This window comes from Streptomyces cucumeris, assembly GCF_024295805.1.
Lineage (GTDB): Bacteria > Actinomycetota > Actinomycetes > Streptomycetales > Streptomycetaceae > Streptomyces > Streptomyces cucumeris.
On sequence record NZ_JANCLX010000016.1, the window covers coordinates 150,442 to 173,810 of the forward strand.

Here is a 23,369-nt window from a genome sequence, read left to right on the forward strand (position 1 = left end):
CCGCCGCCGGGCCGGCGGGCGTGCGGCGGGGCTCATTCGGGGTGCGGCACGACCGCGACCGGGCAGCGGGCGTGGTGCAGCACGGCGTGGGCCACCGGGCCCAGCCGGCGTTCCGCCACCCGGGGCCCGGTACGGCGGCCGAGGACCAGCAGCCGGGCCCGTCCCGACGTTCTGACCAGCGCTTGCGCCGGGTTGAGCAGCACCACGTCGGGCAGTACCGAGACCTGGGGGTACCGCTCCCGCCAGCCCCGCAGCGCGTCCGAGACCACCTGGCTCTCCTGGTCCTCCCACCGCCCGCGGTCCTCCTCCAGCACGCTCAGCATCCAGGCGGACGGGGACGCCGGGGGCAGCGCCCACGCGTGCACCACCCGCAGCAGGGCGTCCCGTTCCGAGGCGGCGCGGAAGGCGAAGTCGGCCGTGGTGCCGGCGGGGGCGTGGGCGTTGAAGCCGAGCTGTACCTCCCGGACGCCGCCGCGGGCCGGATCCGCCCGCCGGGGCTCGCCGGGCACGGTCACCACCGGGCAGTCGGCGGCCGCCGCCACCCGCAGTGCCACCGATCCGACCGCGAGCCCGTCGAACCCGCCCCAGCCCCGCGCCCCCACGACCAGCAGCCCCGCCGCGGAAGCGGCGGTGAGCAGCGCCTGGTCGGGTTCGTCGTCGGTGTGGCGGCCGGTGACCTCCAGCTCCGGGTGGCGGGCGGCGAACCCGGCCACGGCCTGGTCCAGCATCTGCGTGCCCACGTGCTGCCAGGCGTCCACCCCGGGGACCGGGGAGACCCGGCGGGGCAGCGGGGGACACGCGTGCACCAGCAGCAGTCCGACCCCGCGGTGCACCGCCTCCCGGGCGGCCCACTCCGCCGCCGCGAGGCTGCGCCGCGATCCGTCGACCCCCGCCACGACAGGGCCGCTCATCGGGTCCTCCTCTGCTGCGTCCGGTACTGCGTCCCGCTCGGCCGCCGGAGGGTGTTTCCGTCCGTTCAGTGTAGGTACGCGCGGCTCTCCCGGCCGGGCGGGAACGGGGGCGTCCCGGTTCGACGCGCGCGAGTGGGCCATCCGTGGTGCACTGGATGAACCGGGGGGAAGCGAACGACCCGCCGGATCCGTCCCCTCATCGACCTCCCCGCCGGTCCCAGGACCGGCGCACCAGACCGCGAGGGGCGGCGACCGCCCCCGGACCGAGAGATCGGTCCGGGGGCGGTTCTGCGTTTCCGGACGGGCACGGTCCGCGGCGGGCCACGACAGGGCCCGCGCGGGTACGTTCCGGCACCCAACTCCCCCGAAGGTGGGGTGGGATGTCAAAAATTCGGGGGACGCGGGGGCGTGGCGTGCGGGCGCAGCATGGGGCCGAGGAACGGAAGGAGTGGGAAATGCGCTCGAGCACATGGCATCTCACCTCGCGCCGCTCAGCTCTATTCATCGGACTCGTCGCCGTGGTGGCCGCCGTGGTGGTCGTCGGGATGGTCTCCCCTTCCGGAAAGGCGTCCGGCAGGGCCGCGGCGGCCGAGTTCCGCCGGGAGCCGATCGGCAAGACCTCGGTTCCGGCGTTCACCCGGGCCGTGGGCCAGGACCGGACCGATCTGGAGTCACCCTCCAACGGCGGCCGGGCCTTCCTCGGCAACACCCCGGGGCTGTACGCCGGGGCGCCCGACCGGCAGTCCTGCGACCGCGGGGAGCTGATCCGCGGCCTCCAGGCCGACCCGAAGAAGGCCGCCACCTGGAGCCGTCTCCAGCACCTCGGCTCGGCCGACGCCATCCCGGACTACGTCGGCCGGCTGACCGGCGCCGTTCTGCGGTCCGACACCTACGCCAAGGTCTACGGCTCCCGCGCCGGCGCGAAGCCCTCGTCCGCCGTCCTCCAGGCGGGCACGGCGGTCTTCGTGAACCAGCGCGGGGTGCCCGTGGTGAAGTGCAACTGCGGCAGCCCGGTGCGGATGGCGGCTCCGCCGCAGGACGCCCGCCCGACGTTCACCGGCCCCGAGTGGACCGGTTTCTCCAAGAGCACGGTCACCGAGATCCAGGCCGCCCCGAACGCCGTCAAGCGGGTCGTGATGCTGGAAGCGGGCGGTAAGTCCGATCTCTTCAAGCGTCCGCTGGGGGACGGCGGCAAGGGCGGGGACGACAGCCGGTCCGCCGACACGGTGCTGGCGAAGGCCGACTACCCGCCCTACCTGGCGATGCCGGGTGAACAGGGCGCGCCGGACCTGCCGGAGGCGCCGAAGCCGGGCGAGAACCCGTCCGAGGTGGTTCCGCCTCTGGAGACCAAGCGGCCGTCCGGTTCGCCGTCCGGCGGGATGCCGGAGGCGCAGACCTCCGACCAGCCCACCGACCCCAACCAGCAGCCGACGGACCCGGCGCAGCAGACGCAGCCCTCGGATCCGAACCAGCAGCCGTCCGACCCCGCGCAGCAGAGCCAGCCGCCCTCGCAGCCGCAGCCGGACCCGAACCAGACCCAGCAGCAGCCCCCGCCCAACCAACCGCCTCCCAACCAGCCCCCGCCGAACCAGCCTCCCCCCAACCAGCCGCCGCCGGACCAGAACCAGCAGCCGCAGCCGGACCCCAACCAGACCCAGCCCCCGCCGCAGCCGCCGCCGTCCGGCCCGTGAGGCACTGAGGCGAGCCCGAGGCGAAGTGCTCGCTGCCCGACCGGCGTCCGTCCGGTGCACCGTTCGGTGCAATCCGCGGGCGCCGGCCGCGCGCCCCGGCCCCTCCCGGGCCGCCCCGGACGGCAGCATGGTGGCCATGGTCCTGCCCGGATTCCTGACCAGGACGATCAAGCTGCTGCTCGGCCGCGAGGACCGGCCGCTGCACACCCAGGCCGCCGCCGTGGCCACGCTCGGCCTCGCGGCGGTCATGCTGCTGGGCTCGTACGCCGTGGTGGCGGCCGAGCGCGACGCTCCCTCCGCCAACCTCACCAGCTACCCCAAGGCCCTGTGGTGGTCGGCCGAGACGGCGACCACCGTCGGCTACGGCGACTTCTATCCGGTCACCCTGTGGGGACGGCTGATCGCCTGTGTGGTGATGTTCGTGGGCATCACGACCTACGGCATGATCACCGCGGCCATCGCCGCCTGGTTCGTCGGCCGCGAACAGAAGCGCCAGCACCGGCTGACCGAGGCGGTCCACGACCGCATCCTCGGCGGGGAACGCCGTCTGTCCGCCGACGCCGAGGCCCTCTACGAGCGCTTCGACCGCCTAGAGTGCCTGATCGCCACCACCGGCCCCCACCACCCCCACGACGACAACCCCACCCCCTGAGCCCCGTTCCCTGTGCTTCGTCCTCTGAGGGGTGCCCCAACCACCGCTGGGGACCGACCCGTTGGGAAGCATGACGAAGGGCCCGGCTCCTGGGAGCCGGGCCCTTCGTCTACGCGCGGTAGCGGTGGGATTTGAACCCACGGAGGAGTTGCCCCCTCACACGCTTTCGAGGCGTGCTCCTTAGGCCGCTCGGACACGCTACCGAGGGAGAGCCTAGCGGACGGGTGGCCGGGAACCGAAATCGGTTCCGGGTGGGGTGGGGACGAGGGGGGTCAGGAGGCGCGGAAGAAGGCGGTGAGCGGGGCCGCGCAGTCGGCGGGGAGGACCCCGGCGATCACCTCGGGGCGGTGGTTGAGGCGGCGGTCGCGGACGACGTCCCAGAGGGAGCCGACCGCACCGGCCTTCTCGTCCGCCGCGCCGTAGACCAGGCGGTCCACGCGGGACAGGACGATCGCGCCCGCGCACATGGTGCACGGTTCCAGGGTCACCACCAGGGTGCAGCCGGTCAGCCGCCAGCCGCCGAGGCGGCGGGCGGCGGCGCGGAGGGCAAGGACCTCGGCGTGGGCCGTGGGGTCTCCGTGGGCCTCGCGCTCGTTGCGGCCGTGGCCGAGCACCGAGCCGTCCGGGCCCAGCACGACGGCGCCGACCGGCACGTCCCCCGTTTCCGGGGCCCGTACGGCCTCCTCCAGCGCGAGGCGCATCGGGGCGCGCCAGGGTTCGCGCAGGGGGTCGGGGTCGGGACCCGGTGGGCTGCCGGTCAGCGGATCGGTCATGACACCAGTGTGGGCGACCGGACGGGACGGGCGGGGAGCGCGGTCAGCGCACCGCCTCCAGCCCCTCCATGCTGCAGCCCAGCATGTCGGCGATCGATTCGAGCGCGTCCCCCTCCAGGGCCTTCAGCTCCTTCTCCTCCATACCGAGGTCGGCCAGGATGTCGCCGTCGCCGAGCGGGCCCACCGGGGCGGGCGCGTCGGAGTCGGCGTCTTCGTCGTCCCGGTCCGGCTCGCCGTCCTCGGTGCCGTCGAGGTCGACGAGGCTGTCCAGGTCGTCATCGGGGTCACGGCCGAGCAGCTCGTCGGTGAGCATCGAACCGTACGAGGTGCGGGCGGCCGCGGCCGCGTCGGATACATAGATGTGCGGGTCGTCCTCGCCGTCCACGCGGACGACGCCGAACCACGCGTCTTCGTGCTCGAGGAAGGCCAGAACCGTGTCGTCGTCCTTGGAGGCTCCACGGGCCAGCTCGATCAGATCGGTCAGGGTCTCCACATCATCGAGCTCTGTGTCGCTCGCTTCCCACCCTTCTGCGGTGCGCGCGAGCAATGCGGCGAAGTACACCGTGACTCTCCCACTGGTCATAGGCGTGCCGGGGCGGGCGGGACAGTGTCCCGCCCCAATCGGAATCGTGGCAGAAACCATCGCTTCGCGAGAGGTCTTCCGCGCTGCGTCGTGCACCAGTCCAAAGAGATGTCGCTCACGCGGGCCGGGGGTGGACCGGCCCGGAGGCCGCCTCCGGCGGGGCGCGAGCGGTCATCCCGGCTTCACCAGCCGAAGGTCCGCATATGTATCGCCTGGCGCATGCGGGCCGAGCGGGTCCGCTGCGGGCGGACCCGGTTCCTTATCGCCCGGGCCTCGTTGAGCGCCCGCAGGAAGCGGTCGCGGCGGCGGCGCCGTTCGGCGGCGCTCTCGTTTTCCCGGTCTGCCATGGGTTCAGATCACCCCTCGGGCCGAGTCGTCGTCCGGATGGCAACCGGACGCTCCTGCCCACTTTCCCCCGAATCAGCGGTTTGATGCCTCCGAAGCGACACACCGCCCACGCGACGACCTTCCGCCGAGGGCGATCGGAACGGTCGCCGGGGGCGGCGCGGGCCCGCGGCTCGGTTAATGTCGATGCCATGCGGATCCATGTCGTCGACCACCCGCTGGTGGCGCACAAACTCACCACGCTGCGCGACAAGCGCACCGATTCCCCCACCTTCCGGCGGCTCGCCGACGAGCTGGTGACCCTGCTCGCGTACGAGGGCACGCGCGATGTGCGCATCGAGCCGGTGGACATCGAGACCCCGGTGACACCGACGACCGGGGTGAAGCTGTCCCATCCGCGCCCGCTGGTGGTGCCGATCCTGCGGGCCGGTCTGGGCATGCTCGACGGCATGATGCGGCTGCTGCCGACGGCCGAGGTCGGCTTCCTCGGGATGGTCCGGGACGAGGAGACGCTCACGGCGTCCACCTACTCCACCCGGATGCCCAGTGACCTCTCCGGCCGTCAGGTCTACGTCGTGGACCCGATGCTCGCCACGGGCGGGACCCTGGTCGCGGCGATCAAGGAACTGATGTCGCGGGGCGCGGACGACGTGACCGCGCTGTGTCTGCTGGCCGCGCCGGAGGGCGTGAAGGTCATGGAGCGCGAGCTGGCGGGCGCGCCGGTGCGGGTGGTCACCTCGTCCCTCGACGAGGGGCTCAACGAGAACGGCTACATCGTCCCGGGGCTCGGCGACGCGGGCGACCGGATGTACGGGTCCGCGGGCTAGGACGGTCTCGCGGGCCAGAAGGCGCCGCGGGCGGCCGGAGCCGCCCCGCCGTCAGCCGCAGGGTGAACCCGAGGGCGCCGGTTCGGGCTTGGCCAGTGCGGCCAGGGCCTTGTCGGCGTCCTTCTGCTTCACCAGGTCCTTGAAACCGGAGCCGATGATCAGGTCGACGTCCTTGCCCTTGCGTGCGTCGTTCTTGGTCTCGGTCCCGGTCAGCTGGGTGCCGAGCACGCTGAACGCGCCCTTGGCGGCGCCCGGGGCGCCGAGCAGCATCCCGGGGGACTTGACCTTCTTGTCGTACTCGGACGGGGCGTTGCCCACCTTGCCGATCTTGAAGCCGCGCTTCTTCAGCTCGTCCGCGGTGTCCTTGGCGAGCCCGGAGCGCTTGGTGGCGTTGTAGACGTTGACGGTGATGTCGGCGGGCTTCGGCGGCGCCGCGGCGGTACGGCCGGTCCGCGGGTTCTCGTCGTGACGCTGGTCGCGCTTGCAGTCCGCGGTGCCCTTCGCGGTGCGCACGGTGGTGTCGTCGCCGCCCGAGAAGACATCGATGAGCTGGAGCGTTCCCCAGCCGACCAGACTGAGTACCACCACCGAGCCCAGGGCGGCGAACACCAGCCGCCGACGGCCGCGCGGTCGCCTCATACGCGGGTAGCGGTCGCCCGTGATGCGGTACTTGCCGCCCATCCCGGGTGGGGTCAGCATGCTCATGTGCGCAGCGTAGTGCGGCCTGGTGGCAATGCCTACTAAATGATCAATGGTTGGTACCCAGGCCAACCCGAAAGGGCCAACAGGGGGCGCGGCGGAAGGCGGCGGGGCGGGGTCAGCCCAGCTCGAGGACGCGCGCGTGCAGGACCTGGCGCTGCTGGAGGGCGGCGCGGACCGCGCGGTGCAGCCCGTCCTCCAGATAGAGGTCGCCTTCCCACTTCACGACATGGGCGAAGAGGTCGCCGTAGAAGGTCGAGTCCTCCGCGAGCAGCGTCTCCAGGTCGAGCTGCTGCTTCGTCGTGACCAGTTGGTCAAGGCGTACCGGGCGTGGGGCGACATCCGCCCACTGGCGGGTGCTTTCCCGGCCGTGGTCGGGGTAGGGCCGACCGTTTCCGATGCGCTTGAAGATCACACGGAAAGCCTACCGGGCGAGCGGCTCCCGGCGCAGCCAAGGCGCCGGAGTGCCGGGGTGCGGCCCGTTCCCGCCGGAGAGGAAAACGGGAGAAAATATCTCCAAAAGGGCCTTTGCAGTCAGGGGGGTCAGGAGTAACGTGAATATCAGCCTGCGGGGCGAGCGAGGGAGCTCGACCGGAGAGACGTTCAGGACAGAGGACCTTGGTTCTCCGGAACGTCTTCTAGATGGTCTGGCTGAGAGGCCTGAAGGTCGGGGAGACCGGAAGGCGACCTCCACTACCTGATACGGACAATGCCGCCGAAGGAAGCCCACCTCGCAGGTTCCGTCATGCCCGGCCCCGGACGCGCCCGCCGTGTCCGCTTGCGCCGGGCTTCGCCACGTCCAAGCATGGCCGCATGCGCTGTCTGGTCACCGGAGCCACCGGCTACATCGGCGGACGGCTGGTGCCCGAGCTGCTGGCCGCCGGTCATGAGGTGCGCTGTCTCGCCCGCTCGCCCGAGAAGCTGCGGGACCATCCGTGGACCCCTGAGGTGGAGACCGTCCGTGGTGACGTCACCGACGGGGCGTCGCTGGACGCGGCCATGGAGGGCGTGGACATCGCCTACTACCTGGTGCACGCGCTCGGCACCGGCTCCGGATTCGAGGAGACCGACCGCCGCGCGGCCCGGACCTTCGGGACCCGGGCCCGTGCCGCCGGGGTCCGGCGGATCGTCTACCTCGGCGGGCTGACCCCGGTCGGGGTGCCCGAGCGGGAGCTCTCCCCGCATCTGCGCTCCCGCGCCGAGGTGGGGCGGGTGCTGCTGGACTCCGGGGTGCCGACCGCCGTGCTGCGCGCCGGGGTGATCATCGGCTCCGGTTCGGCCTCCTTCGAGATGCTGCGCTACCTCTCCGAACGGCTGCCGGTGATGGTGACCCCGAGCTGGGTGCGCACCCGCACCCAGCCGATCGCCGTCCGCGATGTGCTGCGGCTGCTCGTGGGGTGCGCGGCGCTGCCGCAGGAGGTGCACCGCACCTTCGACATCGGCGGTCCCGAGGTGCTCACCTACCGGGACATGATGCTGCGGTACGCGGCCGTCGCCGGGCTGCGCCGGCGGATCATCCTGCCGGTCCCGGTGCTCACCCCCCGGCTCTCCAGCCTGTGGGTCGGCCTGGTCACACCGGTGCCCAACGCCATCGCACGCCCCCTGGTGGAGTCGCTGCGGCACGAAGTGGTCTGCACGGAGCGGGACATCGCGCGGTACGTCCCCGACCGGCCGGGCGGCCGGATCGGACTGGACCGGGCGCTGGAACTGGCGCTGCGCCGGATCCGTGACGCGGATGTGGCCACCCGCTGGTCCTCCGCCGCCACCCCGGGCGCGCCCAGCGATCCGCTGCCGACCGACCCGGACTGGGCGGGCGGCAGCCTCTACACCGACGACCGCGCCCGGCCGGTGGCCGCCACCCCGCAGAACGTGTGGCGCGTGGTGGAGGGCATCGGCGGGGAGAACGGCTGGTACTCGCTGCCGGTGGCCTGGGCCCTGCGCGGCTGGATCGACACGCTGATGGGCGGGGTCGGACTGCGCCGGGGCCGCCGGGACGCGACCCGGCTGCGGGTCGGCGACAGCCTCGACTTCTGGCGGGTGGAGGAGGTCCGGCCGCCGCGGCTGCTCAGGCTGCGGGCCGAGATGCGGCTGCCGGGGCTGGCCTGGCTGGAGATGCGGGTGGACCGGGGGCCGGCGGGCGGCGCGGTCTACCGGCAGCGTGCGTTGTTCCACCCGCGCGGGCTGGCCGGGCATCTGTACTGGTGGGGCGTCTGGCCCTGGCATGCGCTGGTCTTCGGCGGCATGGCCCGCAACATTGCCGCCAAGGCGGAAGCGGACGGGAACGGCGGGAACGGGGACGGCACGGCCCCGGGCCGCTGACACCAGGCCCCGGCGGGTACCGGGCCGGTACGGCCGCCCGCCGTACGTCCGGCCGGGGCGCGCCCGTTGACGTGCGCCCGACTCCGGCGGGCCCGCGTCCCACTCCTCGGCCGACGGCCGTCCGCCGCACCCGGCGTCCGCCGCACCCGGCGTCCGCCGCACCCGGCGTGCGCCGTCACCCGCCGTCCGGTGGGTGGTCGCTTCGTCAGGCGTCCCTGCCGCGGAGGCCGTCGAAGGCCACCGGGAGGTGGCGGGGGCCGCGCAGGACCGCGTTGCGGCGGTACTCCGGGGGGTCCGCCAGCAGACGGGGGTTGTCCAGGCGGCGGGCCAGTTCGGTCAGCGCGAGCTGGGCCTCGAGCCGGGCCAGCGGGGCGCCGAAGCAGCTATGGATACCGCTGCCGAAGCCCAGATGCTGGTTGTCCTTGCGCCGCGGATCGAACCGGTCCGGCTCCATGAAGCGCTGCGGGTCGCGGTTGCCGGAGGCCAGGACGAGCCAGACCGAGGCCCCCTTGGGGATGGTGACGCCCGCGATGTCGATGTCGGCGAGCGGGGTGCGCTGGGGCAGGAGCTGTACCGGGGGTTCGTACCGCAGCAGCTCCTCCACCAGCGGAACGGCCAGATGGGGGCGTTCGCGCAACTGCTTGAGGACATCGGGGTTGCGCAGCAGCGTCAGCATCCCGTTGGTGATCAGGTTGACCGTGGTCTCGTGGCCCGCGACCAGCAGCAGCGCCGCGGTGCTCAGCAGCTCCGCCTGGGTCATCTGCCCCTCCGGACCGTGTCCGGCGGCCAGCGCGGAGAGCATGTCGTCGCCGGGGGCGCGGCGGCGCTCCTCGATCAGTTCGGCGAGGTAGAGCCCGAGTTCGCTGCGGGCCTGCTGGGTGACGCGGCGGCGTTCGGCGGCGTCCTCGTCCGGGTCGGGGTCCAGACTGGCCGCGAGGGTCTCGGCCCAGTGGTGGAAGCGTGGCTCGTCCTCGCGCGGTACGCCGAGCAGGCGGCAGATCACGGTGACCGGGAAGGGGTACGAGAAGTCGTCGACCAGGTCGATCCGGTCGCGGTCGGCGAACTCGTCGACCAGTTCGCCGATGATGCGGGAGAGCTCCCCGCGCATCGCGTGGATCCGGCGCGGGGTGTGCGGCGGGCCGAAGGGGGTCATCGCCAGCCGCCGCAGCCGGTCGTGCTCGGGCGGGTCGAGCCGGAGGAAGGCGGGCGGCAGCGCGGGGTCCTCCTCGTCGGCGAGGTTCTCGACGGCCTGCGGGCCCAGGTTGCGCGCGTCGGAGCTGAGCCGCGGATCGTGCAGCAGACCGTGGATCTCCCAGTAGGTGCTGACGATGTACGGGCCCTCCTCGTCGTGCAGCACCGGCGTCTTGCGCAGCTCGGCGTAGACGGGGTACGGATCGGCGCGGTTGGCGTAGTCGGTGATCTTCCGCAGCATCGAGCCTTGCGTCATGGCTGAGGTCCTTCGATCATCGGGCTCGGGTCAGGCCCGCGCGGGAGTGAAGGTGATCCGTCGGTCGGTGGGCGAGTAGCCGCTGAGCGTGACGGTCGGCCCGTGGGTGGGCAACGAGGGGTCGGGGAAGTCGGCCGGGACCGGGCGGAGCCCTTCGGCGCGGCGGTCCACGGTGGTCCCCGGCGGCGGGAAGGGGGCCGCGGTCTCGATCAGCCCCTGGTAGTGCTCCAGCCACTTGGTCTGGTCGAAGGTGACCGCGGCGATGACCCGGCCCTGGTAGCCGTAGACACCGGTGAAGCGGTGTTCGGCGAGCGAGCCCTGGGCGATCAGGACCTCGTCGCCGAGGGACGGCACCCCGACCGATTTGATGCTCACCCCGAACTGTGAGGACCAGAAGGCCGGGACCCATACGTGGGGCCGCCGGTCGGCGCTGGCGTTGATCATGTTGTGGGCGGCGGTCTCGGCCTGGGCGACCGCGTTGCCCCAGTGCTCCAGCGACAGGAACTGGTAGTTGAAGAGCGGATGCGGTGACCGGGCCACGTCCCCGGCCACGAAGATGTCGTCGGTGACGATGCCCCGGATGTCGAACGCGCGGCAGCCCGCGTCACAGGCGATGCCCCGGGGCCCGGCGCCCAGCCCGGACCCGGCCAGCCACTCGGTGTTGCGGGTGGCGCCGAGCGAGACCACCGCCACGTCCACGTCCAGGGTGGTGCCGTCGGACAGATGGGCCCGGCGTAGCCGTCCCGCCGAGTCGCCCTCCAGACCGGTGACCATCACCCCGCAGCGCAGATCCACCCCGTGGGCGCGCTGGAGGTCGGCGGCGACCTGGGCGACCACCCCGCCGAGCGCGCCGACCAGCGGCGCCGGGCCGCGTTCGGCGACGGTCACCTCCAGCCCCAGCTCACGGCAGGCGGAGGCGATCTCCGAACCGGTGAACCCCGCCCCGATGACCAGCACCCGCCGCGGCACCGCCGTCAGCCGCCGGTTGAGCGCGACGGCGTCCTGGCGGGTGCGGAGCACGAACACACCGTCGAGTTCGGCCTCCAGTGGATGCGGCCAGGGCCGGGCCCGCACTCCGGTGGTGATCATCAGCCGGTCGTAGGGCACCTCGGTGCCGTCGGCCAGCCGCACCCGGCGGGCCGTCATATCGAGACCGGTGGCGGCCACTCCGAGGCGCCACTCGGCGTCCAGCTCACGGTGGCGGGGCAGTGCCGTGCGGTCCGCGTCGGCCTTGCCCAGCAGCACCTGCTTGGACAGCGGCGGCCGGTCGTAGGGCTCATGGGGCTCGTCGCCGATCAGCGTGAGGGAGCCGGTGAACCCCTCCTCGCGCAGGGCCTCCGCGGCGCGCAGTCCGGCCAGCGAGGCGCCCACGATCACGATCCGCCCCGAGCGGCGCAGCGCCTCCAGCGACCCGTTACCGGACACCGGTCGTCACCGTCCGCGCGGAGAGCCCGTCCACACCGTCGACGTCCAGCCCCTCGGCCATGATGGCCTGCACCGGACATGCCGCCACCGCGCGCGCGACGTTCTCCCGCTGGGTGTCGTCGGCGTACGGGTTGTAGAGCAGCGCCTCGTCGCCGTGCATGGTGAACACATCGGGAGCGAGGAAGGCGCACTGCGCGTATCCCTGACAGCGGTTGAGATCGACGACAATCCTCATCCGGGCCCTGCCCTTCCCACAGCTCGGGCCGTCGGCGCCGTCCCGCGTCCCCTCGGCGGTCGGCCCCGGCAGCGGGACGCCCCCCTGCGGCTCAGCATGGGCGACCGGGCGGGGGCCCGCGCGCACAGCCGGGCCAAAGGGGTGGGTGCGGGCCCGGTGGGGCCGGTGAGCGCTCAGTACGATGTATCGCCGCCCGGCGGGGTGGCGGGCGGCACGGCGCCGCGGGAAGGAGACGGTGTGACGGACCAGGACCGGACCGGTGGACCCGGCTGGCCCCGGCGCCCCCGTCGACGCGGCCAGGGCGAGCTGGAGGCGCAGGTGCTCGGGGCGCTGCGCCGGGCGCCCGGGCCGGTGACCGCCGCCTGGGTGCAGGAGCGGCTGGAGGGCGGACTCGCCTACACCACGGTGATGACCATCCTGTCCCGGCTGCACACCAAGCAGGCCGTGACGCGGGAGCGCGCGGGCCGGTCGTTCGTCTGGCGGGCCGCCTCGGACGAGGCGGGGCTCGCGGCGCTGCGGATGCGGCGGGTGCTGGACGGCCAGGACGACCGCGGGGCGGTGCTCGCCAGCTTCGTGACGGGACTGAGCGACGACGACGAGCGGCTGCTGCGCGATCTGCTGAACGACGCCGCGGAGGAGCCGGAGGAGGGCTGAGCGATGGGCGTCTTCGTCTTCCTCCCGCTGGTCCTGCCGCTGTCGGCGCTGCCGATCGCCCGGCTGGCCGAACAGCATCTCCACCCGCGCACCGCCACCCGGCTGCTGTCCCTGGTGGGCGCCGTACTGGCGGTGTGCTCCACGCTCTGCCTGGGGCTGCTGGTGGTCGTCGGCACCGCCCAGCTACCGGGCAACCCACTGCCGGACGGCTGGTCGGACCCCGAGGTCCGGGCCGCGGTGCCCTGTGACGAGGTGGCGGGCAAGGCGGCCATCGGCGCGCTGGCCGTGGTGGCCGTCGGCTGCGCGGCCACCGTGCTGCGTCATACGCGGGTGCGGCGGCGGTCCAGGCGGGCCCTGGCCGGGCTGCCGGACGGTCCCGTCGCGGTGCTGCCCGACGGCGCGGCGTACGCGTACGCGCTGCCCGGGGGGAGGGCCGGGGCGCCGGACGGTGCGCGGAGCCCGGACCGGATCGTGGTCTCCACCGGGATGCTGGCCTGTCTGGACGTCCGGGAGCGGCGGGCCCTGCTCGCCCATGAGCGGGCCCATCTGACCGCCCGCCACCACCGCTTCCTGCTCGCCGCCGAGCTCTCGGCGCGGGCCAATCCGCTGCTGCGCCCGCTGCGGCCCGCGGTGGGCTACTGCGCCGAGCGCTGGGCGGACGAGGAGGCCGCCCGGGAGGTCGGGGACCGCCGGGTGACGGCGCGCGCGGTCGGCAAGGCCGCGCTGGTCTCCCGGGGCACCCCGGATCCGGCGCTCGCCGGGTTCGCCACCCCCGGACCGGTGCCGCGCCGGGTCGCGGCGCTGCTGGGTCCGGTGCCACCGGCCCGGCGCTGGCCGCCGGTGCGGACGGCGGCGGGTCTGGCGCTGTGGATCGCGGCCGTGGGCACCGCCGCGTCCGCGCTGTCCTCGGCGAACGCGGCGGTCGCGCTGTTCCTCGTGCTGCACGCGGCGACCCCGCTGTAGGAGCGATCCGCCGGCGGCTCCCGACGCCGGGGAGGGCTAAGGCCGTTACAGGTCGAACTCGGCCGGGGGCAGGTCCAGGGCGAAGCACGCCTCGCGGACCACGGCCTGCTCGGTCTTGTCGAAGTCGCCGTCGGCGCCGCCGATGACGATGCCGATCTGGACGACGGCGCGGGCCTCGGCGGGCTTCTTCCGCGCCTTGGCGACCTCCTGGAGCACACTGACCTTGCCGAAGTCGAAGTCGGCGACCAGCTTGTCCAGATATTCGTCGAAGCGCCGCTGGAGGTCGTCGGCGGGGAAGTTCTGGAGCACCTCGTTGGTGGCGATGAGCTGGGCCACGCGCTGCCGTTCGGCCGGGTCGACCGAACCGTCCGCCGCGGCCACCAGCGCGCACATCGCCATGCTGGCGTCGCGGAACGCTCCGCTCTTCAAGTCGTTCTTCTTGGCGAGCAGCTGAGTCTGCATCGTCTGGGCGGAGTCCTTGATGCGGTCCCACAGGGCCATAACCACTCCATCGGAGGTCGTCGGTCGGACGTCAGTATCTACAGTTCTGTAGATCTACAGCACTGTAGAAGCTAACAGACCGGCAGACACCGGAACGCCGCCGCGCAAGCCGGTACGCAAGAGGTGAGCCATTCCGGTCGCGGCCGGAACGCGCCACTAGGGTCCGTGGAATGGCTCACTCCGCATCTTTACGGTCCGGACGCCGAGACCGTGACGCGTTCTTCGACAACGCCAAGTACGCCGCGATCGTGCTGGTGGCGATGGGACACGCATGGGAGCCGCTGCGGAGCGGCAGCAGAGCCGCGGCCGCGCTCTACCTCACCGTCTACGCCTTCCACATGCCCGCCTTCATCCTCATCTCCGGCTACTTCTCACGGAGTTTCGACGCCCGTCCGGACCGGCTGCGGCGCCTGATCACCGGGGTCGCCGTGCCGTACGTCCTCTTCGAGGCCGCGTACAGCCTCTTCAAGCGCTGGGCGGACGGTGATCCGGCCCATCCGGTCAGCCTGGTCGACCCCTGGTACCTGACCTGGTTCCTGATCGCGCTGTTCGTCTGGCGGCTGACCACCCCGCTGTGGCGGATCGCCCGCCATCCGCTGCCCCTGGCCCTCCTCGTGGCCGTACTCGCCGCCTGTTCCCCGGCCATCGGTGATGATCTCGACCTCCAACGCGTGCTCCAGTTCCTGCCGTTCTTCGTGCTCGGACTCCAACTGGAGCCGCGGCACTTCCGGATGGTGCGGCGGCGCGCGGTGCGGTGGCTGTCGCTGCCGGTGCTCGCCGGTGCGGTGGTCTTCGCCTACTGGGCGGCGCCGCGGATGAACCCGGCCTGGCTCTACCGCCGTGACAGCGCCCAGGAACTCGGCGCGCCCTGGTGGAGCGGTGCGGTGATGACCCTCGCGCTCTTCGGCTGCTCGCTCCTGCTGACCGTGTGCTTCCTGGCCTGGGTGCCCGGCCGCCGGATGTGGTGCACCGCGCTGGGCGCGGGGACGCTGTACGGCTATCTGCTGCACGGATTCCTGGCCAAGGGCTCCCGTTTCTGGGGCTGGTACGAGCACCCCTGGGTGCAGCGTCCGCTGGGCGCGGTGGCGGTGACGGCGCTGGCGGCGGCCGTGGTGACGGCGCTGTGCGCACCGCCGGTGCGGTGGCTGTTCCGGTGTGCGATGGAGCCGCGGATGGAGTGGGCCTTCCGGTCCGCCGCCCCGGAGAAGCCACCTGCGCTGGAGGCGCCGCCCGCCCATGCGCGGAACGGGACAACAGGCCGAAAACCACCGGCCGTTCATGTGACTAATGAGGCTGTCGGATAGCCGGTCGGGGCCCCGGGTAGGGCGCAGCCGTTCCACCCGGGCCCCGTACGGTCCCGGACATCCCCGCACGGAGAGGTGCCGGCCCCGCAGTGACACAGCCCTTTCGACTCCCCGACTTCTACCTGCCGTACCCGGCGCGGCTGAACCCCCATGTGCGGGAGGCACGGGAGCACTCCACCCGGTGGGCCCGCGAGATGGGCATGCTGGAGGGCTCCGGCGTCTGGGAGCAGCGGGACCTCGACGCGCATGACTACGCCCTGTTGTGCGCCTACACCCACCCCGACTGCTCGGCCGCGGACCTGTCCCTGGTGACCGACTGGTACGTGTGGGTCTTCTTCTTCGACGACCACTTCCTGGAGACCTTCAAGCGCTCCCAGGACCGTGCGGGCGGCAAGGCATACCTGGACCGGCTGCCCGCCTTCATGCCGATGGACGCGGGCGCGGACACCCCCGAGCCCGTGAACCCGGTCGAGGCGGGCCTCGCCGACCTGTGGGCGCGCACGGTGCCCGCCATGTCGCGGGAGTGGCGGGCGCGGTTCCGGGAGTCGACGGAGAACCTGCTCGATGAATCGCTCTGGGAGCTGTCCAACATCAACGCGGACCGGATCCCCAATCCGGTCGAGTACATCGAGATGCGCCGCAAGGTCGGCGGCGCGCCCTGGTCGGCCGGTCTCGTGGAGTACGCGGCGCGCGCCGAGGTCCCCGCGGCCGTCGCGGGGACGCGGCCGCTGCGGGTGCTGCGGGACGCCTTCTCCGACGGTGTGCACCTGCGCAACGACCTCTTCTCCTACCAGCGGGAGATCGAGGACGAGGGTGAGCTGAGCAATGGCGTGCTGGTGCTGGAGACCTTCCTCGGCTGTTCCACCCAGCAGGCCGCCGACGCCGTCAACGATCTGCTGACGTCACGGCTCCAGCAGTTCGAGCACACCGCGCTCACCGAACTCGGCCCGCTCTTCGCCGCACACGGGGTGGACGCGGAGGGCCGCTCGCGCGTCCTGGCCTATGTGAAGGGGCTCCAGGACTGGCAGTCCGGCGGCCATGAATGGCATCTGCGCTCCAGCCGCTACATGAACGGCGGCGGGGCGGGACCGGTGTCCGCGGCCCGTGTCCCGTTCGGGCTGAGCGGGATCGGCGGCGGTGGTCTGGGGACCTCGGCGGCCGATCTGCGGCTGACCACCGGGCGGGCCGAGGCGGCGCGCGGCCGCGGCTTCGCCCACGTCCCGTTCCAGAAGGTCGGACCGTCCCGGATCCCCGACCTCCCCATGCCGTTCACCCTGCGGCTCAGTCCGCATCTGAACGCTGCGCGTTGCCAACTGACCGCATGGGCGCACCGGATGGGCATCCTCCAGCCGCAGCCCGGGATCCCCGGGTCGTACGTCTGGGACGAGCACCGCCTGCTCGCCGCCGACCTCCCGCTGTGCGCGGCGGGGATCCATCCGGACGGTTCGCCCGAGGAGGTCGCCCTCGCCTCCCTCTGGCTGGCCTGGGGCACCTACGCGGACGACTACTACCCGGCGGTCTTCGGCCGCACCCGTGACCTCGCCGGGGCGAAGGTGTGCAACGAGCGGCTGGGCGCCTGCATGCCGCTGGGCGCGGAGGCCGCCCCGGCCCCGGCGAACGCGCTGGAGCGGGCGCTGGCGGACCTGTGGGGCCGTACCGCCGGTCCGATGACGCGGACCGCGCGCCGCGCGTTCCGCGAGGCGGTCGAGGACATGACCGAAAGCTGGCTGTGGGAGCTGGCCGACCAGGCGCAGAACCGTATCCCTGATCCGGTGGACTACATCGAGATGCGGCGGCGCACCTTCGGGGCGGACCTCTCGATGAGCCTGTGCCGCCTGGTCCAGGGGCACCGGCTGCCGGACGAGGTCCACCGCAGCGGACCGGTCCGGTCCCTGGAGAACGCGGCCGTCGACTACGCGACCCTGCTCAATGACGTCTTCTCCTACCAGAAGGAGATCGAGGCCGAGGGCGAGGTGCACAACGGCGTCCTGGTGGTGCAGAACTTCTTCGACTGCGACTACCCGGCCGGGCTCACCATCGTCGAGGATCTGCTGGCCTCCCGGATGCGGCAGTTCCAGCACGTCGTGGCCCGCGAACTGCCGGTGCTGTGCCAGGACTTCGGTCTGGGTCCGGAGGCCCGCACGGCCCTGGACGGCTATGTCCGGGACCTGCGCCACTGGATGACCGGGATCTTCAACTGGCACCAGGAGGTTCCGCGCTACCGGGACGAGGAACTGCGCCACCGGCTGGCCCCTCCGGCCGGGGGCGTGGTGGTGGCCCCGCCCCGCTGGCGCGGTCCGACGGGACTGGGCACCGCGGCCGCGCGGATCCCGCTGGCGGCGGGAGCGCGTCCGTAGTTCCGGCGTCCCGGCCGCCACGCCCGCGGTGCGTCCCGGCCGCCACGCCCGCGGTGCGGCCGGGATCCGGTGGCGGAGGCCCTTGCCTGCCCGGGGCGAGGGGCGCAAGCTGGGGATATGGGTGCTCAGGCGGGCCCTACGCTCATCACCTCCGTACAGCGAGCCTTCCGCTTGATGGAAGCCGTGGGCGCACATGAGGGCGGTGCGCCGGCGAAACAGCTGGCACGTGAAGTGGGGCTGCCGCTGGCCACCACCTACCACCTGCTGCGGACCCTGGTGCACGACGGCTACGTCAACCGGCTGGACGACGGCGGCTTCGTGATCGGCGACAAGCTGCACTCCCTCCAGAGCGGTGCCCAGGACCAGGCGCTGCTGGGCCGGATCCGCCCCGCCCTCGCCGCTCTGCGCGATGAACTGTCGGCCGCCGTGTACCTCACCTTCTACGAGGACGGCGAGATCCGGGTCGCGGAGATCGCGGACGGGCCGCGGGCGCCGCGGGTCGATCTGTGGGTGGGGTTCGAGGATGCCGGGCACGCCACCGCGCTGGGCAAATGCGTGCTGCGCGAGCTGGACGACGAGGCCCGTCGCGACTACCTCTCCCGCCATCAGCTCGCCGATCTCACCCCCCGGACCATCACCCGCCCCGCCGAGCTGCTGCGGCGGCTCGACGCCAGGCCGCAGCCCTCGCTGGTGGCCGATCTGGAGGAGTACGCGCTCGGCACGGTCTGCTTCGCGGTACCGGTGTACAGCGGGGACCGGCTCGGTTCGCTCGGGATCTCCCTGCGGTCGGAGCGGGTCGCACCGCTCACCCACCGTGACGACGAGCGGCTGGAGCAGGTCCGGCAGCGGCTGCTGCCCACCGCGGACCGGGTGAGCAGGAGCCTCTCGCTCACTATCTGAAAACGTGGCCCTTGCCGCGAGTATGGAATCGCTGTTTCTCTGGGTGAACCGGACAAAAAGCTGTCCGGCGTCCCCTGCCCAAGTCAAGCCCGCGTGGGAAAGAGAGCAGCGATACAGGACATGATCCAGGCCCGATTCTTCTTGTCTGACCCGGACCGGCCCTACGCCCCCGCCCGTCTCTCCGGCGCGGTGCCCGTGCTGCTCATCTGTGCTGTCGCCCTGCTGGACGTCCTCACCGGTGCCGGGATCAGCTGGCTGCCGCTGCTGGCCGTCGGTCCGGCGCTGGCCGCCGCGGTCTGCGGACCGTGGGGGGTCCTGCGGATCGGGCTGCTCGCCGTGGCCGTCGGCGGATTCCTGATCGCTCCGACGGACATCCCGGTACGCGGCCGGGCGATCATGCTGATCGCGGTGGCCGCCGTGACCCTGGCGAGCTGTCTGGCCAGTCTGCTGCGGCAGCGCCGGGAACGGGTGCTGGCGGCCGTCCGCTCGGTCGCCGAGGCCGCCCAGAACGCCCTGCTCAAGCCGGTGCCCGCCAGGGTCGGCCAGTTCCAGGTGGCGGTCCGCTACAGCGCGGCCGCCGCGGAGGCCAGGGTCGGCGGCGATCTCTACGCGCTGGTCTCCAGCCCCTACGGGGTGCGGGTGATCGTCGGCGATGTCCGGGGGAAGGGGCTGCCCGCGGTGTCCACCGCCGCCCTGGTGCTCGGTGTCTTCCGCGAGGCCGCCTATGACGAACCCGATCTGCTGGACGTGGTCGGCCGGATCGAACGCAGCCTGGCGCGCAACCTCGCCCCCGACGACTTCGTCACCGCCGTGGTCGCCGGATATCCGCGGTCCGGCCGGATGGAGATCGTCAACTGCGGTCACGCCCCGCCGCTGCTGGTCAACCGGTCCGGGGTGGTGGCCGTCGAGCCGACCCGCCCGGCCCCGCCGCTGGGGCTGGGGTCCCTGGGCGGTGAGCTGCCCAGCCTCCAGCTCGTGCCGTTCGACGACGGGGACCAGATGCTGCTCTACACCGACGGGGTGATCGAGGCCCGGGACCACGGCCGGGAGTACTTCCCGCTGATGGAGCGGGTGCCGCGGCACCTCTGCGACGAACCGTCCCAGACCCTCGCCGCTCTCCACGGCGATCTGCTGGACCATGTGGGCGGACGGCTGCACGACGACGCCGCGCTGCTGCTGCTCCGCAAACCGGTCGCCGGTGCGGTGCCCGCCCCCGCCGAGGCGCCGCTGGGCTGAGTGCCCGGCGGGGTCAGTGGAGTCCGCGTCTGCCCGGTGCCCAGAACGGCTTGAGCCTGATCGCGGACTTCGGCCAGCCGCGTTCACGCATCAGGTGGTCACGGACCATCCGGCAGCTCCGGGCCTCGCCCGCCAGATACGCGAACCCGGGCTCGGCGGGCAGTTCGAGCGCGGCGACCGCGTCGCGCAGGAGGGGGGACGAGGCGGCGGACGCGCCGTCGCGATGGACCCGGCGCAGCGGATCCGGACGGTCCGGCATCGGCGGGTCGTGCTCGGGCCCCGCGCTCTCCAGCACGCCGTACACCCGGGCCGAGGGGGCGAGCGCGCGGAGCATCGGGGCGAACGCCACGCTCGCCGTCTCCTCCCCGGCGAACAGGTGGTACGGCGCTTCGCGCAGGACGAAGTCCCCCTGCGGCCACCACAACGTCACCGGGTCCCCGGGGGCCGCCGTCCGCGCCCAGGACAGGCCGATGCCGTCGCCGTCGTAGAGGTGGACGCGCAGTTCGAGGGTGCGCTCCCCGGGGTCGAACTCCCAGATGGTGTAGGTGCGCAGGGTCTCTCCCGGGCGCAGGATCCCGCCCATCGACAGCGGGTCGTTGAGCTGGACCCGGACGTGCTGGCCCGGTGTCCAGGTGAACGGGACGGGGGCGTCGGCGCGCAGCAGGATCCGCCGCATGCTCGGGGTGACCGGCCCGGTCTGGGTGACCACCGTGTCCAGCGTGTACTTGGCCAGCATTCCGGCCAGGGGATTGCGCCGCGCGCGGCTCGCGACCGGTTGATCGGTCATCTTGCGGCCCCTTTCTCTATTGCTTATAGAAGTTTCTAGAGTCATTAAGCAAACATAGATGCCTTAGGGTGTCAACGGCGTCCACCCGCCAACCCCCCGGAGAGAAGGGCCGATTGGATGGCTGCGCAGACCGGAAACCGACGGGAACGGCTCCGCCGGGCCACCCTCGAGGAGATCCGCACCGCCGCGCGCCTCCTGCTGACCTCCCACGGGTCCGAGGCGGTCACGATCAACGCCGTGGCGCGCGAGGTGGGAATGAGCGGACCCGCCCTCTACCACTACTTCTCCAGCCGGGAAGCGCTGGTGGGCGCGGTGACCGCGGACTTCTTCCAGGAGCTCACCGAGCGGATGGAGGCCGCCCGCGACGGTCACCCCGGCGGCCCGTCCGCCCAGCGGCTGCTGGCCATCTGCCGCGCGATGCGGGGCTGGGCGACCGAGCACCCCGCCGAGTTCGGCTGGATCTTCGCCAGCCCCATCCCGCCGTCCGACCGCCGGGAGGACTCGGCACGCCACCAGGCCGGGCAGCGCTTCGAGCGGGTGCTGCTCGACGAGGTGGCCGCCCTCTGGGAGGCCCGGCCCTTCCCCGTCCCCGCCCCCGGGGAGCTCGACCCCTCGCTGTGCGAGCAGTTGGCCGCCTACGCGATATCGCTCGACGGACGGCTGCCGCCGGAGGCCGTCCACGTCTGTCTCTCCTGCTGGTCCCGGCTCTACGGACTGCTGTGCATGGAGGTCCTCCACCAACTGGACTTCGCCTACACCGATATGGAGCCGGTCTTCGAGGAGTGTCTGCGGGAGGTCTGCGAACGACTGGGACTGCCGTACGCGCGGTAGCGTGCCGGTCTGAGCGGTGACCGGAGTGCCGGCGGGCGCAGGTCCGGTCGGCTACTCCCCGGTAGCCAACCGGCCCGGTGCACACCGCCGCTGACCTGCGGCGGACCGGACCGTGGCGGGCGGTTGCCCCGGCCGGAAACATCAGTACTGTGGGCGTCGTTCCCCCCGTGCGGCGGAACGGACCCGCGCCGGTGCGCGGTGGCACGCCGCACGGCGGCACGGCAGTCCGGCACGAGGCCGGGCCCCGACCCCAGCGGCAAGAGGCGTCGATCATGGATCCAGCGGACGGGGCGCTCCACTCCGGCAGCGGTGTCAGCCTGCGCCAGCTGCTGATGTCCCTCGGTGAACCCTTGGTGGAGCTCCAGGCCGCCCCCGCCGGGCTCGACGTACCCATCCGCGGTGTGGCGCTGCTCGACCCCGAGGACGAACCGGTCGCCCACCCCGCCGAACTGGTCCTCGCCATCGGCGTCCGCGGCCGCGCCGCCCTTCCCGCGCTGCGGGCCGGCGGACGCGGCGGAGCCGCCGCCGTCGCGGTCAAGGTCGACAGCCCCGGCCAGGCCGCGGCCCTCTCCGAGGCCGCCGTCGAGGCCGGGGTCGCCCTGCTCTCCGTACGGCGCGAGGCGCGCTGGGAACAGGTGGACGCCCTGGCCCGCGCGGCGCTGGAGGACGTCCCGCTCGACCGGGACGCGGAGGGGTACGAGGAGGGCGAGGGCGACCTGTTCTCGCTCGCCCAGACCACCGCCGTGCTCACCGGCGGCATCGTCAGCATCGAGGACACCGCCAACCGCGTCCTCGCGTACTCCCGTTCCACCGACTCCGACGAGGTCGACGACCTGCGGCGGCTCTCCATCCTGGGCTGGCAGGGCCCGGAGGCGTATCTGGCCCGGCTGCGCCGCTGGGGTGTGTTCCAGCGGCTGCGCGCCTCCGACGAGGTCATCTCCGTCGACAGCCACCCGGAACTGGGCATCCGCCGCCGGCTCGCGGTGGCGGTGCGGTCCGGCGACCGGCAGCTCGGCACCATCTGGGTGCAGGAGGGCGCGACACCGCTGACCGAACGCTCCGAGCAGGCGCTCACCGGCGCGGCCCGCGTCGCCGCGCTCCATCTGGTGCGGCGGCGCCGTGAGCTGTCCGCCGACGTCACGCTCACCGCGACCCTCTCGGCCGGACTCCTGGAGGGCAGCACCGGACCGCAGCCGCTCGCGACCCACGTGGGCGTGGATCCGGGCCGCCCCGCCGCCGTCCTCGGCTTCTCCTACGGCACCGCGGAGGCGACCGGACCGGAACTGGCCCGTGCCGAGGTCACCAACCTGATCTCCGTCCACACCGCCGCGCGTCATCGCAGTGCCCTGGTCACCCCGCTCGACCAGCGCATCTACGTGCTGCTGCCCCAGCTTCCGCGCAGCATCGACCTGGGGACGCTGCGGAGCTGGGCCGAGGAGATCGTCGAGGCGGCCCACCGCCACCTGGGCCTGCCGCTGCGCGGCTCGGTCGGCCGTATCGTCCCGGGACTCGCCGACGTCCCCGGCTCACGCCGTGAGGCGGACCGCATCCTCGACGCGATGGTGCGCACCGGGGTGGCCACGACGGTCGCGGCGCTGCCGGACATCCAGGCGGAGGTGCTGGTCAGCGAGATCCTCGGGCTGCTCGCCGAACGGCCCGGGATCCGTGACCCCCGGCTGACCGCCGTCGTCGACCATGACAGCCGCCACCGGGGGCAGCTCGCGGCGTCGATCCTGGCCTATCTGAACGCGTTCGGCGACGTCCGCGCGGCCGCGGCCGAACTCCACGTCCACCCCAACACCCTCCGCTACCGCATCCGCCGCGCCGAAGAACTCACCGGCCTCGACCTTACCCGCGCCGACCAGCGCCTGCTGGCCATGCTCCAGCTCCGGCTCCCGCCGGCCGGGAACTGAGCCCGGGCCGGAACGC

23 protein-coding genes and 1 tRNA gene are annotated in these 23,369 nt (G+C 72.9%); 12 read left to right on the plus strand and 12 right to left on the minus strand.

Annotated features, from left to right (window positions below; genetic code table 11):
* Nucleotides 1–32 precede the first annotated feature (32 nt).
* Nucleotides 33–911 carry a universal stress protein gene (locus NMK44_RS23425; RefSeq protein WP_254746160.1) on the minus strand — a complete coding sequence of 293 codons (879 nt, stop codon included), beginning with the start codon at nucleotides 909–911 and terminating at the stop codon, nucleotides 33–35.
* Nucleotides 912–1,366: 455 nt separating this feature from the next.
* Between NMK44_RS23425 and NMK44_RS23430 the strand changes: the two genes are divergently transcribed.
* A complete protein-coding gene (locus NMK44_RS23430) occupies nucleotides 1,367–2,602 on the plus strand; it encodes a DUF6777 domain-containing protein (protein ID WP_254746161.1) in 1,236 nt (411 codons plus the stop codon).
* Nucleotides 2,603–2,738: 136 nt separating this feature from the next.
* The gene (locus NMK44_RS23435; protein ID WP_302888520.1) at nucleotides 2,739–3,254 is read left to right on the plus strand and encodes an ion channel; all 516 of its coding nucleotides are present in this window, start codon (nucleotides 2,739–2,741) and stop codon (nucleotides 3,252–3,254) included.
* Nucleotides 3,255–3,370: 116 nt separating this feature from the next.
* Here the strand turns inward: NMK44_RS23435 and NMK44_RS23440 are convergent.
* From NMK44_RS23440 to NMK44_RS23455, 4 genes are all read right to left on the minus strand, one after another.
* Nucleotides 3,371–3,457: transfer RNA gene (locus NMK44_RS23440), tRNA-Ser, on the minus strand.
* Between the two features lie 69 nt (nucleotides 3,458–3,526).
* Nucleotides 3,527–4,027, minus strand: a complete 501-nt coding sequence (tadA, locus tag NMK44_RS23445; protein ID WP_254746163.1) for a tRNA adenosine(34) deaminase TadA — start codon at nucleotides 4,025–4,027, stop codon at nucleotides 3,527–3,529.
* Nucleotides 4,028–4,070: 43 nt separating this feature from the next.
* Complete coding sequence (locus NMK44_RS23450; RefSeq protein WP_254746165.1) at nucleotides 4,071–4,589, minus strand: tRNA adenosine deaminase-associated protein; 519 nt, start codon at nucleotides 4,587–4,589, stop codon at nucleotides 4,071–4,073.
* Between the two features lie 203 nt (nucleotides 4,590–4,792).
* The gene (locus tag NMK44_RS23455; RefSeq protein ID WP_254746167.1) at nucleotides 4,793–4,957 is read right to left on the minus strand and encodes a hypothetical protein; all 165 of its coding nucleotides are present in this window, start codon (nucleotides 4,955–4,957) and stop codon (nucleotides 4,793–4,795) included.
* A 189-nt stretch (nucleotides 4,958–5,146) separates the two neighbouring features.
* Here NMK44_RS23455 and upp point away from each other — a divergent pair, with 189 nt between their 5' ends.
* Nucleotides 5,147–5,782: a uracil phosphoribosyltransferase gene (upp, locus tag NMK44_RS23460; protein WP_254746169.1), complete on the plus strand. Its 636-nt coding sequence runs from the start codon at nucleotides 5,147–5,149 to the stop codon at nucleotides 5,780–5,782.
* A 51-nt stretch (nucleotides 5,783–5,833) separates the two neighbouring features.
* Here upp and NMK44_RS23465 read toward each other — a convergent pair whose 3' ends face one another.
* A complete protein-coding gene (locus tag NMK44_RS23465) occupies nucleotides 5,834–6,487 on the minus strand; it encodes a LytR C-terminal domain-containing protein (protein WP_254746171.1) in 654 nt (217 codons plus the stop codon).
* 112 nt (nucleotides 6,488–6,599) lie between these two features.
* Nucleotides 6,600–6,896: a type II toxin-antitoxin system VapB family antitoxin gene (locus NMK44_RS23470; protein WP_030084955.1), complete on the minus strand. Its 297-nt coding sequence runs from the start codon at nucleotides 6,894–6,896 to the stop codon at nucleotides 6,600–6,602.
* 398 nt (nucleotides 6,897–7,294) lie between these two features.
* Here NMK44_RS23470 and NMK44_RS23475 point away from each other — a divergent pair, with 398 nt between their 5' ends.
* Nucleotides 7,295–8,800, plus strand: a complete 1,506-nt coding sequence (locus tag NMK44_RS23475) for an SDR family oxidoreductase (protein ID WP_254746173.1) — start codon at nucleotides 7,295–7,297, stop codon at nucleotides 8,798–8,800.
* A 205-nt stretch (nucleotides 8,801–9,005) separates the two neighbouring features.
* Here the strand turns inward: NMK44_RS23475 and NMK44_RS23480 are convergent, their stop codons facing one another.
* Genes NMK44_RS23480 through NMK44_RS23490 form a run of 3 tightly spaced genes read right to left on the minus strand, consistent with a single transcriptional unit; the run spans nucleotide 9,006 to nucleotide 11,907 of the window.
* On the minus strand, nucleotides 9,006–10,247 hold the full coding sequence (locus tag NMK44_RS23480; RefSeq protein ID WP_254746175.1) for a cytochrome P450: 1,242 nt from the start codon (nucleotides 10,245–10,247) through the stop codon (nucleotides 9,006–9,008).
* Between the two features lie 30 nt (nucleotides 10,248–10,277).
* Nucleotides 10,278–11,672 (minus strand): NAD(P)/FAD-dependent oxidoreductase, encoded by a 1,395-nt coding sequence (locus NMK44_RS23485; RefSeq protein WP_254746177.1) that lies wholly within the window; start codon nucleotides 11,670–11,672, stop codon nucleotides 10,278–10,280.
* The gene (locus NMK44_RS23490; RefSeq protein ID WP_254746179.1) at nucleotides 11,662–11,907 is read right to left on the minus strand and encodes a ferredoxin; all 246 of its coding nucleotides are present in this window, start codon (nucleotides 11,905–11,907) and stop codon (nucleotides 11,662–11,664) included. The genes NMK44_RS23485 and NMK44_RS23490 overlap by 11 nt, the downstream gene beginning before the upstream one ends.
* Before the next feature lie 237 nt (nucleotides 11,908–12,144).
* Here NMK44_RS23490 and NMK44_RS23495 point away from each other — a divergent pair, with 237 nt between their 5' ends.
* On the plus strand, nucleotides 12,145–12,561 hold the full coding sequence (locus NMK44_RS23495; protein ID WP_254746181.1) for a BlaI/MecI/CopY family transcriptional regulator: 417 nt from the start codon (nucleotides 12,145–12,147) through the stop codon (nucleotides 12,559–12,561).
* Nucleotides 12,562–12,564: 3 nt separating this feature from the next.
* Nucleotides 12,565–13,524 carry a M56 family metallopeptidase gene (locus tag NMK44_RS23500; RefSeq protein ID WP_254746183.1) on the plus strand — a complete coding sequence of 320 codons (960 nt, stop codon included), beginning with the start codon at nucleotides 12,565–12,567 and terminating at the stop codon, nucleotides 13,522–13,524.
* A 45-nt stretch (nucleotides 13,525–13,569) separates the two neighbouring features.
* On the opposite strand, the gene NMK44_RS23505 is transcribed toward NMK44_RS23500, so the two are convergent.
* A complete protein-coding gene (locus NMK44_RS23505) occupies nucleotides 13,570–14,025 on the minus strand; it encodes a tellurite resistance TerB family protein (RefSeq protein WP_254746185.1) in 456 nt (151 codons plus the stop codon).
* Nucleotides 14,026–14,195: 170 nt separating this feature from the next.
* Here NMK44_RS23505 and NMK44_RS23510 point away from each other — a divergent pair, with 170 nt between their 5' ends.
* The 4 genes from NMK44_RS23510 to NMK44_RS23525 all read left to right on the plus strand — a co-directional run bounded on the left by NMK44_RS23510 (nucleotide 14,196) and on the right by NMK44_RS23525 (nucleotide 19,822).
* Entirely contained in the window at nucleotides 14,196–15,329 is a 1,134-nt protein-coding gene (locus NMK44_RS23510) for an acyltransferase family protein (RefSeq protein ID WP_254746187.1), read from the plus strand.
* 89 nt (nucleotides 15,330–15,418) lie between these two features.
* The gene (locus tag NMK44_RS23515) at nucleotides 15,419–17,686 is read left to right on the plus strand and encodes a terpene synthase family protein (protein ID WP_254746189.1); all 2,268 of its coding nucleotides are present in this window, start codon (nucleotides 15,419–15,421) and stop codon (nucleotides 17,684–17,686) included.
* 117 nt (nucleotides 17,687–17,803) lie between these two features.
* Entirely contained in the window at nucleotides 17,804–18,586 is a 783-nt protein-coding gene (locus tag NMK44_RS23520; RefSeq protein ID WP_254746191.1) for an IclR family transcriptional regulator, read from the plus strand.
* A gap of 120 nt (nucleotides 18,587–18,706) precedes the next feature.
* Entirely contained in the window at nucleotides 18,707–19,822 is a 1,116-nt protein-coding gene (locus tag NMK44_RS23525; RefSeq protein ID WP_254746193.1) for a PP2C family protein-serine/threonine phosphatase, read from the plus strand.
* A 13-nt stretch (nucleotides 19,823–19,835) separates the two neighbouring features.
* On the opposite strand, the gene NMK44_RS23530 is transcribed toward NMK44_RS23525, so the two are convergent.
* Nucleotides 19,836–20,609 carry a siderophore-interacting protein gene (locus NMK44_RS23530; protein WP_254746195.1) on the minus strand — a complete coding sequence of 258 codons (774 nt, stop codon included), beginning with the start codon at nucleotides 20,607–20,609 and terminating at the stop codon, nucleotides 19,836–19,838.
* Between the two features lie 117 nt (nucleotides 20,610–20,726).
* Here NMK44_RS23530 and NMK44_RS23535 point away from each other — a divergent pair, with 117 nt between their 5' ends.
* Together NMK44_RS23535 and NMK44_RS23540 are read left to right on the plus strand one after the other, a co-directional pair.
* Nucleotides 20,727–21,440 carry a TetR/AcrR family transcriptional regulator gene (locus tag NMK44_RS23535; RefSeq protein WP_254746197.1) on the plus strand — a complete coding sequence of 238 codons (714 nt, stop codon included), beginning with the start codon at nucleotides 20,727–20,729 and terminating at the stop codon, nucleotides 21,438–21,440.
* Nucleotides 21,441–21,712: 272 nt separating this feature from the next.
* Nucleotides 21,713–23,353: a PucR family transcriptional regulator gene (locus NMK44_RS23540; RefSeq protein ID WP_254746198.1), complete on the plus strand. Its 1,641-nt coding sequence runs from the start codon at nucleotides 21,713–21,715 to the stop codon at nucleotides 23,351–23,353.
* Nucleotides 23,354–23,369: the final 16 nt, after the last annotated feature.

Excerpts from the sequence above, each read along its gene's own strand:
- NMK44_RS23480 (WP_254746175.1), bottom strand. The coding sequence starts at position 10,247 with ATGACGCAAGGCTCGATGCTGCGGAAGATCACCGACTACGCCAACCGC.
- upp (WP_254746169.1), top strand. The coding sequence starts at position 5,147 with ATGCGGATCCATGTCGTCGACCACCCGCTGGTGGCGCACAAACTCACC.
- NMK44_RS23435 (WP_302888520.1), top strand. The coding sequence starts at position 2,739 with ATGGTCCTGCCCGGATTCCTGACCAGGACGATCAAGCTGCTGCTCGGC.
- tadA (WP_254746163.1), bottom strand. The coding sequence starts at position 4,027 with ATGACCGATCCGCTGACCGGCAGCCCACCGGGTCCCGACCCCGACCCC.
- NMK44_RS23475 (WP_254746173.1), top strand. The coding sequence starts at position 7,295 with ATGCGCTGTCTGGTCACCGGAGCCACCGGCTACATCGGCGGACGGCTG.
- NMK44_RS23465 (WP_254746171.1), bottom strand. The coding sequence starts at position 6,487 with ATGAGCATGCTGACCCCACCCGGGATGGGCGGCAAGTACCGCATCACG.
- NMK44_RS23500 (WP_254746183.1), top strand. The coding sequence starts at position 12,565 with ATGGGCGTCTTCGTCTTCCTCCCGCTGGTCCTGCCGCTGTCGGCGCTG.
- NMK44_RS23425 (WP_254746160.1), bottom strand. The coding sequence starts at position 911 with ATGAGCGGCCCTGTCGTGGCGGGGGTCGACGGATCGCGGCGCAGCCTC.
- NMK44_RS23530 (WP_254746195.1), bottom strand. The coding sequence starts at position 20,609 with ATGACCGATCAACCGGTCGCGAGCCGCGCGCGGCGCAATCCCCTGGCC.
- NMK44_RS23490 (WP_254746179.1), bottom strand. The coding sequence starts at position 11,907 with ATGAGGATTGTCGTCGATCTCAACCGCTGTCAGGGATACGCGCAGTGC.
- NMK44_RS23520 (WP_254746191.1), top strand. The coding sequence starts at position 17,804 with ATGGGTGCTCAGGCGGGCCCTACGCTCATCACCTCCGTACAGCGAGCC.
- NMK44_RS23505 (WP_254746185.1), bottom strand. The coding sequence starts at position 14,025 with ATGGCCCTGTGGGACCGCATCAAGGACTCCGCCCAGACGATGCAGACT.
- NMK44_RS23455 (WP_254746167.1), bottom strand. The coding sequence starts at position 4,957 with ATGGCAGACCGGGAAAACGAGAGCGCCGCCGAACGGCGCCGCCGCCGC.
- NMK44_RS23540 (WP_254746198.1), top strand. The coding sequence starts at position 21,713 with ATGGATCCAGCGGACGGGGCGCTCCACTCCGGCAGCGGTGTCAGCCTG.
- NMK44_RS23430 (WP_254746161.1), top strand. The coding sequence starts at position 1,367 with ATGCGCTCGAGCACATGGCATCTCACCTCGCGCCGCTCAGCTCTATTC.
- NMK44_RS23510 (WP_254746187.1), top strand. The coding sequence starts at position 14,196 with ATGGCTCACTCCGCATCTTTACGGTCCGGACGCCGAGACCGTGACGCG.
- NMK44_RS23525 (WP_254746193.1), top strand. The coding sequence starts at position 18,707 with ATGATCCAGGCCCGATTCTTCTTGTCTGACCCGGACCGGCCCTACGCC.
- NMK44_RS23535 (WP_254746197.1), top strand. The coding sequence starts at position 20,727 with ATGGCTGCGCAGACCGGAAACCGACGGGAACGGCTCCGCCGGGCCACC.